General features: G+C 48.7%; 9 protein-coding genes. 6 read left to right on the top strand and 3 right to left on the bottom strand.

Annotated features, from left to right (window positions below; genetic code table 11):
* The first annotated feature begins 131 nt into the window (after positions 1-131).
* From M3080_RS07570 to M3080_RS07545, 6 genes are all read left to right on the top strand, one after another.
* Positions 132-1121 carry an ABC transporter substrate-binding protein gene (locus M3080_RS07570; RefSeq protein ID WP_249092559.1) on the top strand — a complete coding sequence of 330 codons (990 nt, stop codon included), beginning with the start codon at positions 132-134 and terminating at the stop codon, positions 1119-1121.
* A gap of 96 nt (positions 1122-1217) precedes the next feature.
* A complete protein-coding gene (locus tag M3080_RS07565; RefSeq protein ID WP_249092558.1) occupies positions 1218-2885 on the top strand; it encodes an ABC transporter permease in 1668 nt (555 codons plus the stop codon).
* A 6-nt stretch (positions 2886-2891) separates the two neighbouring features.
* On the top strand, positions 2892-3983 hold the full coding sequence (locus tag M3080_RS07560) for an ABC transporter ATP-binding protein (protein WP_022473446.1): 1092 nt from the start codon (positions 2892-2894) through the stop codon (positions 3981-3983).
* A 274-nt stretch (positions 3984-4257) separates the two neighbouring features.
* A complete protein-coding gene (locus tag M3080_RS07555; RefSeq protein WP_022473445.1) occupies positions 4258-5268 on the top strand; it encodes an ADP-ribosylglycohydrolase family protein in 1011 nt (336 codons plus the stop codon).
* A 2-nt stretch (positions 5269-5270) separates the two neighbouring features.
* On the top strand, positions 5271-6227 hold the full coding sequence (locus tag M3080_RS07550; protein ID WP_249092557.1) for a PfkB family carbohydrate kinase: 957 nt from the start codon (positions 5271-5273) through the stop codon (positions 6225-6227).
* Positions 6228-6241: 14 nt separating this feature from the next.
* Positions 6242-7687, top strand: coding sequence for a purine-cytosine permease family protein (locus tag M3080_RS07545; RefSeq protein WP_249092556.1), 1446 nt, complete (start codon positions 6242-6244; stop codon positions 7685-7687).
* Positions 7688-7787: 100 nt separating this feature from the next.
* On the opposite strand, the gene M3080_RS07540 is transcribed toward M3080_RS07545, so the two are convergent.
* The 3 genes from M3080_RS07540 to lptF form a co-directional block, all read right to left on the bottom strand.
* Positions 7788-9248 (bottom strand): autotransporter outer membrane beta-barrel domain-containing protein, encoded by a 1461-nt coding sequence (locus M3080_RS07540; protein WP_249092555.1) that lies wholly within the window; start codon positions 9246-9248, stop codon positions 7788-7790.
* Positions 9249-9340: 92 nt separating this feature from the next.
* On the bottom strand, positions 9341-10468 hold the full coding sequence (lptG, locus tag M3080_RS07535; protein WP_249092554.1) for an LPS export ABC transporter permease LptG: 1128 nt from the start codon (positions 10466-10468) through the stop codon (positions 9341-9343).
* A 3-nt stretch (positions 10469-10471) separates the two neighbouring features.
* Positions 10472-11587 carry an LPS export ABC transporter permease LptF gene (gene lptF, locus M3080_RS07530; protein ID WP_249092553.1) on the bottom strand — a complete coding sequence of 372 codons (1116 nt, stop codon included), beginning with the start codon at positions 11585-11587 and terminating at the stop codon, positions 10472-10474.
* Between the last annotated feature and the right edge of the window lie 112 nt (positions 11588-11699).

Here is an 11699-nt window from a genome sequence, read left to right as displayed (position 1 = left end):
CATTGCTAAAATGCAAGTTTAAGCATAGTCCTTGAGCATCTTCCTTTTTGCGCCGTGCATTGGTCTGAGCTCTTCCAAAGGACTGCGCCTTGCTCTAAAAATAAAACACCACTTACTTCGAGGAAATCGATATGTCAAAGAAACTCTCTGCACTTTTGGCGGGGCTTGTTGTGTTGACCGCTTCGGCTAACGCTGCTGAACTCAACGCCTATACCATCATGCCTGAGAAGTATGCCTCGCAAATCTTTGCGCAATTCACAAAGGATACGGGTATTAAGGTGAACTTCCTTCGCTTCTCAACGGGAGAAGCGTTGGCAAGATTAACAGCAGAAAAAGGCAATCCTCAAGTTGACGTTTTGTTAGGCGGCCCGGCTGACATGTATGCCGCAGGTGTCACGGAAGGCATTTTGGAAGCCTACCGTCCTGCCAACTCTGACGCGATTTCTTCGGCCTATCGTGATCCCAATAACTACTGGACCGGCATCGGCTTGATTCCGCTTTGCTTCCTCACCAACACCAAGTTCTTGGAAAAGAACAAGATGCAAGCCCCGACCAAGTGGGCTGATTTGCTTGATCCGCGCTATAAGAACAATCTGCAAATGGCCGATGCCCGCACGTCCGGCACGGCTACCGAACGTATTTATTCGCTCGTGAAGGTGATGGGCGAAGATGAAGCGTTCAAGTTCCAAAAAGCCATGAACGCCAACGTTCAAATGTACACCAAGAGCGGTGCGGGCGGTGCCATGCCGATCGCCACAGGTCAATGCGCATCCGGCATTTTCTACATTGTGGACGCTCTCGATATCCAACAACAAGGTTATCCGGTCACGATTACCTATCCTGAAGACGGCGTGAGCTTCGGTATTGAAGCAACGGGTGTTGTCAAGGGTGGTAAGAACAACGCCGAAGCCAAGAAGTTCGTTGACTGGGCAACCTCTAAGAAGTTCGCTGAATTCATTGTGGCCAACAAGATCAACTATGTGCCGACACGCAATGACGTGAAGACTAGTAATCCGATTTTGGACCTCACGAAGATCAAAACGATTTCTGTCGATGTAACGTGGAAGGGTGAAAAGCGTAAAGAATTCACGCAACGCTGGATCAATGAAGTGATCAAGTAAGTGCGCTGCGTCTTCGCTTAAACTCACCAGAGACAGGGTCGGCCGTGGCTAGATCCTGTTTCTGGCGTTCGTTTTTCATTGCTGATTAATTTCTCCATGAGTTCGTCTGCATCATCTGCTAATAGAGACACGGCCACCAAGCTAACGGTCGTTATGCTTTGGCTCTTGTTGGGTGTCTTTGTTCTTTATCCGCTGTGCCGTTTGTTTGCCATGACCTTTTGGGTTGACGGCAACTTCACCTTTGAAAACCTCCGCCCCTTCTTGGATAACTGGTATGACAGACGCTCTGCTGTCAACAGTATTTTGCTGGGCTGCTCAGTTGGTGTGGCCGGTACGGCATTAGGTTTCGTTTTCGCGTTTGTAACAACGCGCTTGAATCTGCCCACCTGGCTCAAGTTCGCGTTAAGCGCCATTACTATTCTGCCCCTTATTTCTCCTCCGTTTACAAGCAGTATCGCCTTGACTCTTTTGCTTGGTCCCAACGGCATGGTGCTACAGTTTTTTGGGCTGGATAACTTTAATTTCTATGGCTTCTGGGGAACGTTTATTTCAGAAACGCTCACTTTCTTCCCCGTTGCCTTTATGACGATCTCCACGATTTTGGCTCGCATTGATCCCAATCTTGAAGACGCCGCTTATTCGTTGGGCGCCTCTAGCTCCGAAGTCTTCAGAACGGTGACGCTGCCGCTTGCCGCTCCCGGTATTGCCAACGCATTCTTGTTGGTTTTCTCCTGCTCGCTCGCGGACTTCGCTACACCTCAGGTTTTGGGCGGTCACTCTTTCCCTGTTCTGCCGACGCAAGCTTATTTGCAAATCACCGGCATGTACGACTTTAAGGGTGGCGCGGCTTTATCCTTCATGCTCTTAATCCCGGCCTTGGTTGTCTATGCGTTGCAGCACTACTGGGTCAGCAAAAAGAGTTACGTCACCGTAAGCGGTAAAGCGGGCGGCAAGAGTAGCATCAAGGGACCAGGCATTGCGCTTACCTCTTTGATGGCTTCAATTGTCGCGGTTGTCGTGGCTTTCATCATTGCCATTTACGCCGTCATTTTGGTTGGTTCGCTCGTTAAGGTTTGGGGCGTCAACAATACCATCACGTTTGATAACTACAACTACGTGTTCACACACGGCATGAAGGCGATCAAAGACACGCTCATCATCGCCTGTATCGGCACACCGTTGGGCGGCCTTTTGGCGGTTCTTGTCGGCTACGTCACGACTCGTCTGAAGATTCGCGGACACAAGACGCTTGAGACGGTTTCGCTATTGAACTACACGCTGCCGGGTACGGTTGTCGGTATCGCCTACATCATTGCCTTTAACGATAAGCCGATTGTGCTCACCGGTACGGTTTATATTTTGATTGCCGCTTACCTCTTCCGATACTCTTCAGCCGGTATCCGTAATGTGATCGCCGCGTTAACGCAGATTGATCCTTCCATTGAAGAGGCTAGCCGCAGTCTTGGTGCTGGATCGACTCGTACCTTCATATCGATTACGATCCCGCTTGTGCTGCCGGCAATCCTTGCCGGTATGAAGTACCTTTTCATTCACTCCATGACGGCAATCAGCGCAACGATTTTCCTCATTTCCGTAAACTGGACGCTGATCACAACGCGTATTTTGGAATGCATGACCGAACTTCAGTTCGCACAAGCCTGCGCCTTCTCTGTTATCTTGATTTTGCTCGTCTTCGCGGCTTCTGCCACGATGACACTGCTTGCTAAAGTACTCTGCCGTACCGGCGACCATATTGGAGCCTGATAAATCATGTCCGTATCTCTTACTTTGAAAAATATTTCTCGCCGCTACGTCAAAGACAATGAAGAGTTCATGGCGGTCAATAACGTTAACCTCGAGGTCAAGCCCGGTGAGTTTTTAACGTTTCTTGGACCGTCCGGATGCGGTAAAACGACGACCCTTCGCATGATCGCCGGCTTTGAAACACCGACAAGCGGTCAAATTTTGATGGATGGCGTTGACATCACCCATGTTCCAGCCAATGAACGCGGCTTGGGCTTTGTGTTCCAAAACTATGCCCTTTTCCCGCACATGAAGATTTTCGACAATGTTGCCTACGGTTTGAAAATTCGTGGAGAAACCGGAGAGGCGGCTGCTAAGAAAGTGCGTGAAGCGCTTGCCATGGTGGGGTTGACCAAAGAAGAAAAACGTTACCCGAATCAACTCTCGGGTGGCCAGCAGCAACGCGTTGCCTTGGCCCGTGTATTGGTTCTGCGTCCCAAGCTTTTACTCATGGATGAACCGCTTTCCAACCTTGACGCCAAGCTTCGTCTTCACATGAGAAGTGAAATTCGCCGAATTCAGCAAGAGTTGGAAATCACTTGTCTATATGTGACGCATGATCAAAAAGAAGCCCTGACAATGTCAGACCGCATTATGGTGATGAACCGCGGGCACATTGACCAGTTGGGTACGCCTATGAACCTCTACGAAGATCCGGCGACGCCTTTCGTGGCAGACTTTATCGGCCAAGCCAACCTCCTGCAAGGGAAACTGGCGAGCGTTGACGAAAACGGTTGGGGACATTTTGCAGTGGCCGGCAAAGAATTGCTCGCCCGCATGGGAAAGCAAAATCCGCCTGCTATCGGTGAAAACGCCTTGCTTGTTGTCCGACCGGAAAATCTGACGATGAATGAATCCGACAACGCTATTGCGATGCGCATTGTCAATCGACTTTTCGAGGGCGACCGCATTGATTATCACGTCGTCATTGAAGGCTCCGGACAAGAAAAGCCCTTTAGCATGTCCGTGCCCTTCCTGCCCGGCACTCAAATTATTGACGAGGGCTCGACCGTCAATGTTTCCTTTAATCCGCAAGCCGGTGTGATTATCAAGGGTTAATGCTTTTGATGTGAAGCGACAAGATTTCCAACGTCTTGTCGCTTCTTGTTATCTTTTTCGCACTCTCAAGTTATCTTTCAGTCCATCTTATTGGGTTCTCATTGACTCAACCATCAACCCACTTGAATTAAGCAAACTGCTAGCGATAACTATGGGCATTTAATGGCTCTGACTATTGCGTACAGAGTTGTTTTCGTTAAAATCAATCCGTTTTTGTAATACCGCTGACTGTCGCAGTCATCGAATCTTTCTTTTTTCTTGATAAAAATTTGCCATGCAAAATTGCACTCGCAGCAAAATAGCCGGCGCTATCGCCGGCATGGTGTTGGGCGACGCACTGGGCGTGCCCGGAGAACTCTGGCCTCGTGAGAAAGTACGTGAACGTTTCGGCTGGATTGATACATTTTTAGATGGTCCTGAAGATAACATCGTTGCATGCTACTTCAAGGCGGCTCACTACACGGATGATTCTGCTCAAGCCTTTGTTGTCTTGAAAGCTCTTTTGGAATACAAGGCCGTACCGCCTGTTAAGGAATTAGCAAAGCGCTTAATCGACTGGGTCATCTCGATGAATGGCTTTGAAATTAATCTCTTGGGACCCAGCTCCAAAGCTAGTCTTTTGGCTCACAGCGAAGGCCGCGATCCGAGTCAATATCTCAAAACGGCGCTCACCAATGGAGCGGCCATGCGTATTGCGCCTGTCGGCTGCTTAATTGATGCAGATAAACCTGAATTGCTGGCAAAAACTGTCGCCGATATCTCTAAAGTCACCCATGGAACTGATGTGGCCATCGCCGGTGCTGCCATGGTTGCTCAAGCCGTTGCAAGTGGCGTTGCCGGACGCTCTTGGGATGAGGCTGCCGATGATGTTTTAGCGATTTTTGATATCGCTAAAACTTACGGTGAACCCACCTGGGCAGCTTCGGTTAAACGTCGTTTTGAATTAGCGCTGGACGCCGCCTGCAATATTCATGATCCCGAAGAATATTCACGCTGGATTTATGAGGTCCTCGGAACGGGGACTATGACAAGCGAGTCTGTGTCGGCTGCGCTTGCTGTGGCTTGGTTCTGCCGAGACGCCAAAAAAGCCGCCATCATGTGCGCCAACATGGGTGGAGACACCGATACGATGGGGGCAATGGCCGTAGCGATATGCGGAGCCATGAATGGCATTGAGAGTATTCCTGCTGATTGGTTAAAGACACTCGAAGAGACCAATAACCTTAATTTCTTGGAGTTGGCTGATCAAATCATCGAAACGCGCCCTGCGTTTAACAAGGATTGACTATGCGAGCCGTAAAAGAGTTGGTTAATGCCCTTAACCCTCAGAAAAAAGTCTTCATTTTAGGCTCAGCCTTTGTGGACATGATTTTAAGTGTCCACGAAATGCCGCACGCAGGCGCTGATATCGAAGGGAAATTTAAAAAAACAGTCGTAGGCGGTTGCTCCTTTAATGTGGCCGACGTGCTCTGGAAATTAGGCCTTCCGTTTGACTCCTATATGCCTGTGGGTGAAGGACAATTTGCCGATCTCGTTGAGCAGACACTCACTCGGCGCAACCTTCCCGTCTATCGTGAGCAAGGAGCAGGCGACAACGGTTGGTGCCTCTCGATTGCAGACCACACAGGAGAGCGGACCTTCATTTCGATGTTTGGCCTGGAACGGCAAATGAAGGCTCAATGGTTTGACCGATTCAACCTTTCCCAATACGACTATATCTACGTCTCGGGTTACCAAGCCGAAGGGAAAAACGGTGAAGTGCTGCTCTCCGTTCTTAACCGAAAAGCTGATAACGCTTTAATTGTTTTTGATCCGGGTCCTCGTGTTACGGAAATGGGAAAGGAACGGCTTAAAGCTTTCGAAGACTTAGGCTGTCTTTATACCGTTAACTGCAGTGAAGCGATGTGGATGACCAATACGCACAATGCGACCGATGCCGCCATCGCCCTTTCGGTTCGCTCGGGCAATCCGTCTGTTGTCACCGATGGCAGGAACGGCGCGGTTTATACAGAGAAAAAACCGTCTGGATGGACGGCTAAACGCATCCCCAGCTTCAAAGTTAATCTCGTTGACACAATCGGCTCAGGCGACGCTCACACGGGCGGCCTTTTGGCTGGCCTCATGTGCGGTTTAACAATGGCCGAAGCCACGCTTATCGCCAACGCCGTTGCAGCTCATGTCACGGCAAGCGAAGGCGCCGCAACCGCTCCCACTCGCTCAGAGCTTGAACAATATTCTCTTTAATCTCTTCATTTATCATGGCTAACGACAATAACATTTCACAAATTGAAACCAACGGCGTTAATCCCGTGCCGGATAGTGAGCGCTACGGCAAACCAGCTGATCTGTTCCCGATTTGGTTTTCTTGGAATATTTCTATTTTCGGCATCACCTGCGGGATGTACGTCTTCGGCTTGGGACTTTCTGTCGCCCAAGCGATGGCAGCAGGCGTTATCGGTTATTTCTTATCTTGTTCATTGGTGGGAATCTTGGCGGTCGGCAGCGTCCGTACCGGGCTTCCGACATTAGTGCAATCGCGCTTGGCTTTCGGCTACCACGGCAACAAAGTCCCCACCTTCTTCGGTTATGTCGCAAACATGGGCTGGAAAGTGACGATGCTTTCCATGGCTTCAACCACTTTTGCCGACTTAGTGGCTAAATTGATTCCCGTGATGGCAACGCCGCAAGGAACAGCCACAACAACGTGTTTGCTCGTGAGTTTTGCATTTGTGCTCTTTTTCACGATGATCGGCGCCGTTTACGGTCACGCTTTCATTATGAAGATTGAGAAAATCATCGCTTGGATCACGGGCCTGATGACTTTGGTTTATCTCTTTTTCTTCATACCGCAAATCAACTTTGCAACCTTGGGCGATGCGCCCTCTGGCTCTTTTGCCACGTTCTTGGGTGGAATCGTGCTCGCCATGACCATGGTTGGCTTGGGATTCTTAAATTACGGCGGTGACTACTCTCGCTATCTGCCACGACACACGCCCGGCCGCGGAGTCATTTTCTGGACCACGGTCGGTATTGCCTTGCCTGTTTCCGTTCTTTTGATTTTGGGAGTCATGTTAAGTGCCGGCAATCCAGAACTTTTAGCTCGTGCTTCTCGTGAACCGCTTGCGGCCTTAACGGGAATTTTGCCTTTCTGGTTCTTTGTACCGTTCTCCATTGTGATCGTGACCTCCTTAATGTCTGCCGGCATGACAGGGGTTTATAGTTCAGGGCTTGCCTTAATGGCAATGGGCGTCCCCATGAGCCGTGCCGCCACAACAATCATGAATGCCGTCATCATTGCCTTGGGAGCGTTCTACTTAACCTTTATTTCCGACTCGTTCTTATCCACATTCACATCGTTCTTAGCGGCCATCTCCGTCATTATGGGATCTTGGGGCGCGATCGAAATCGTGGACCTTTTGCGCCAAAAGCGCCTGTCTTGGAATGTTAACTTGGCTTTGCCGCCTTCACAGGGTGGAAAAAATTTACGCTGGAGCGCTTGTCTGTCGCTGTTGGTCGCAACGCTTGTCGGATTAGGAACGATCACCTCAAGTGACCCCTACATTGGCAAGATTACAAGCTTCTTATTAAGTGAAGAGGCTAAGGCAAGCGTTTTTGCTCAAGCCAATATCGGCGTGGTTGCCGCAATGATTATCGGCGCGATGCTTTACGCAATCCTCACCTACGTTGTTAAAGCCGAGCGTTAAAGGACGCACTTGGATGCGAACGGTTGGCAGATTTCTTGACACCTGCCAACCGCCTGCGACTTGATTGATGGGAGCCTCTCTCGGGGCTCTTTTTATTAGGTTAGAAGTTATAGCGGACACCGAAATTCACGCGCCACGGCTCTTCAATTTCTCCGCCGGTGGTGTGTTCCACATCCGCGTACACATACGTGTTGTCAGACACACTGACATTGGCACCAATACCGAATTCTCCCCAGGTGCCGCCAAAGTCACTGCTAACCGTTCGAGACATATGGGCGTTGCTGACCTTAACGTCTGTTTCACCCAAGAAGTCATGCACCACAGAAGCTCTCACATAGACATTGCCCTTGTTATCCGGACATTGGATACCCGCCATGAAGCCAGCTCGAGCAATGAAAGAATCCGTTGATTGCAGCTCGTACTTACGATCACCATAACGGAAGCTATCCGAATCAATGTAGCTGTAAGTGGCTTCGACTTGCGGTTCAATGAAGAGGTTATAAGGCAGAGCAAAGCGCCAGCCGGCTTCTGCCGACAAAGACAAGCCCGTGTTATCCATCTTACCGTCATAAGCCTTTCCTTGTCCGGTCAAGCTTCTGGCATTGGCGTCATTCTTAATGGACGCCACGCGGCCGATCACATCAACGTATTGTCCTTTGTCACCTAACCAAGTGCCGTACAACGCTAAGCTGTAAGTGTCCAAATCAGCGATGCCGCCATCGAAATCGGCATCACCCTTGGTGTAGCTGAAAGCGGTACCAAAGCGGATATTGTTTTCGGTGGGCATCGTATCGATACCGACTTGGATCATGTGGAAATCGTTTTCCAAATCACCATCGGACCACTTGAGTTTACCGCCGTTATAGCGCACCCATGCACCGCTCTTATAAGGCGTTGCACGAAGATCACCCATACGTTTGTAGAGATCATTTAATTCGGCGCGCCAGGCAACAACAGGAAGATTAGCAATGGCGGTTAGCGTACGGTTGGTTTCATTGACATCTTCTGTCTGGCGGATCTTATTGCCCTTGGCGTCGTAAACCGCTTCAATGCGACCGGTCATGTCATTGGCGCCGATCACAACCTTCATACCTTCGGCATCTTCTGCTCCATTGGTATTCAGATCAACGGTTGCAGCTAAATCAGCGACGCCTTGATCAACACTTGACATGGAATTACCATGAGAGCTGTCAGAACTTACCAAGGTAAAGTTGGTACTCATGTTTTTCCCAATGCTTATTTGATTTTCTGCGGTATCCTCAACAGACAAAATATTTGAACCAGTCGGTTTACCAATATTGATTTTCCCATTAGCTTGGTTAACAATCGTGGAATCTGCGGCATTAATATTTTTAAAATCAACAGTCTTAAATACCGGCTCTAAGCCTTCATCTCTATTGATATTGGAAAAAGTTGTCCCTGATTTAAATTCCGCATCAGTGATATGAATGGCAGACCCCCAACCTTCAGTATCGTTGATTCGAATATTCGAGTTTTCTTCTGTAGTTAATTTGCCAATTTCTAAATCCGAAGCTTCTTTACCGTAGGCCTGAATAAACAATTCCCCATTAACATTCAGCTCCTCAATTGAGGCTTTGGCGACTTTTGTCTGGAATCAATAGAAAAAGAGCCCGATTTCTCGAGCTCCAGATGTTAGCGTCTTTCGACAAACCACATGCCGATCATGGCTAAGACCAGCATACAGGCGGTCGGAACCATCGCCACCACCAATGGTGGCCAAGTATTGAGCATACCGATATAGGAGAAAAGATTATTGATCGTGTAGAAAGCCAAACCGATCATAACGCCCGCAAAAATCTTAATACTCACACCACCCGAGCGACGGTTCATGTAAGCAAAGGGCATCGCTAAAGCGATCATGACCAAAATAGCAATCGGATAGAAAGCCTTATTCCATAAAGCAATCTCATAACGATCCGATTCTTGACGACTTTGTTCCAAGTGATTGACGTAGCGATAGAGCGACCGCATCGACATATTTTCAGGTTTAAGCATCATCACTCCGAAAATGCTCGGGTCAATCGCAGACCTGAACATCATTCGAGTGGGACTGCTCACCATGACGCGATCCATAATCGGGGTTTGAGTAAGATTTTCCAGAAGAGGCAGTGCAGTATTAATGGCCCCTTGTAAAATCCATCCCTGGTCATCCACATAATTACCGGATTCAGCGGCAATCACTCTCGTCAGGCGCTGCTTTTCGTCAAAGTCATAAATACGCCAATCAAGAGCCTCCTCTGTCGGCGTCATTTTTTGAATATTGATATAACGAACCTGGGGACCATTGGGAGAGTCCATCGTTTCACGAACCCAAGCCCCAGTATCCGATCCTCGGATATCCATTGTTTTATGCTGAACAGTCGCGCGATACTCACGCGAATAAGAATCCGAAGACGGGGCAATGAATTCACCGAAAGCGTAGGTAAAGGCCACCAGAATGATACCTGGTACCATTAAGATGGCTGCCAAACGCACAGGTGACAATCCCGCCACACGCAAAATCGTAAATTCAGAGCGAGAGGCCCACTGACTCATTACAAAGACCGTACCCAGTAATGCCGCAATTGGCATCACCTCATAAATTCGCATGGGCAAACTTAAACCGGTGATGACAAAGGCATCTAAAAGACCATAGCGGCTACCGATACGACCAAGCTGACCGACTAAGTCAAAAAAGGCAAACAAAGCCACCAGAGCTAAGAGCACAAAGCCCGTAGCCTGCAAGATTTCTTTAGTCAGGTGCTTGGTAATAACTTTCATCACTTATTTCCTTGCACGCCAATAACTCAGTGTCAACCACTCAGGCACCCAACGCTGCATAATGGTACGACGCAAAAAGAGTACAACTGCTAAAACGGTGAATGCACCATTTAAAAGGATAATGGCAGGAATCAAGTGGAAAGTTCCGTGTTCCACCCAAGTTCTGCCCACACTAATTCCGTTCAGGTACAAAACAAAAAGCAAAAGCGCCACAACCATATTCAGACTGCGACCGGCTCGAGGATTTGTAAAAGAGAGCGGAATAGCAATCATTATTAAATTAAGTGCTGCCAAGGGCCAAGAAATTCGCCACAGCAACTCGCCTTGAGCTTCCAAATTATCCTTTTGCATGACAAGCAGCGGTAAGGGCTGCGTATCTACATCCTTCATCTGGATAGCACTTTCCGGTTTTACATCCAAGCGAATACCGTAGGTTTTAAATTCCGTCACACGATACTCGGGCGTCCCGGCCTTACCCTCATAGCGACGACCATCATGCAAAATCACATAACGGTCACCCTGTTCATTCGTTGTCACTTCCCCCGTCTCTGCCATTAAAACCATTTCGGATTTAGGATCAGTCTCTGTGAGAAAAACATTTTTTACAGACAGACCATCAGCGGAAACTTCTTCGATAAAGAAAACTTGTTTGCCACCAGAAATTTCAATGAATCGACCGGGCGAGAGTCTATCGACATCATCACGCTGAGACCAGACTTCTCGGTTCATCTCACTTTGTCCTTTTGCCCATGGTGAAATAACCAGCGACAAGGCAGTAATGAGAAGAATAATAGGAATGCTAAAGCGCAGAACCGGACGAATCCAGGAGACTAAACTGATGCCACCCGAAGAAAACCAGACCACCATTTCGCTATCAAGCCAGCTTCGGGTAAGCGTGATTAAAACGGCAATGAAAAGGGAAACCGCTAACAGAGGGGCTAAATTGACGAGCGCCTCATAAACTACCATTTCCATCACGGTCCCACTGTCAATACGGCCACCGGCAGCCAAACCCAAAATACGGACCAGCCCGATCGTAAGCACAATCGAGAAGATAACCGTAAACACAGCACCGGCTGTGTTAGCGAGTTCAGAGACGAGCGAACGTCTGAATATCATGCGGATCCTTTATAACAACAGCGAGGAGCAAACAAAGCTCCAATCCGTGAATTTTATCGCAGTTTTAGTCGCAATATGCAATAAAAAACCCCGAAATCATAAAGACTCGGGG

Source organism: Parasutterella secunda (assembly GCF_023336895.1).
Lineage (GTDB): Bacteria > Pseudomonadota > Gammaproteobacteria > Burkholderiales > Burkholderiaceae_F > Aphodousia > Aphodousia faecalis.
The sequence above is the reverse complement of the archived record's forward strand: the minus strand, read 5'-3'. Positions and strand labels throughout refer to the sequence as shown.

Excerpts from the sequence above, each read along its gene's own strand:
- lptF (WP_249092553.1), bottom strand. The coding sequence starts at position 11,587 with ATGATATTCAGACGTTCGCTCGTCTCTGAACTCGCTAACACAGCCGGT.
- M3080_RS07560 (WP_022473446.1), top strand. The coding sequence starts at position 2,892 with ATGTCCGTATCTCTTACTTTGAAAAATATTTCTCGCCGCTACGTCAAA.
- M3080_RS07565 (WP_249092558.1), top strand. The coding sequence starts at position 1,218 with ATGAGTTCGTCTGCATCATCTGCTAATAGAGACACGGCCACCAAGCTA.
- lptG (WP_249092554.1), bottom strand. The coding sequence starts at position 10,468 with ATGAAAGTTATTACCAAGCACCTGACTAAAGAAATCTTGCAGGCTACG.
- M3080_RS07555 (WP_022473445.1), top strand. The coding sequence starts at position 4,258 with ATGCAAAATTGCACTCGCAGCAAAATAGCCGGCGCTATCGCCGGCATG.
- M3080_RS07570 (WP_249092559.1), top strand. The coding sequence starts at position 132 with ATGTCAAAGAAACTCTCTGCACTTTTGGCGGGGCTTGTTGTGTTGACC.
- M3080_RS07545 (WP_249092556.1), top strand. The coding sequence starts at position 6,242 with ATGGCTAACGACAATAACATTTCACAAATTGAAACCAACGGCGTTAAT.
- M3080_RS07550 (WP_249092557.1), top strand. The coding sequence starts at position 5,271 with ATGCGAGCCGTAAAAGAGTTGGTTAATGCCCTTAACCCTCAGAAAAAA.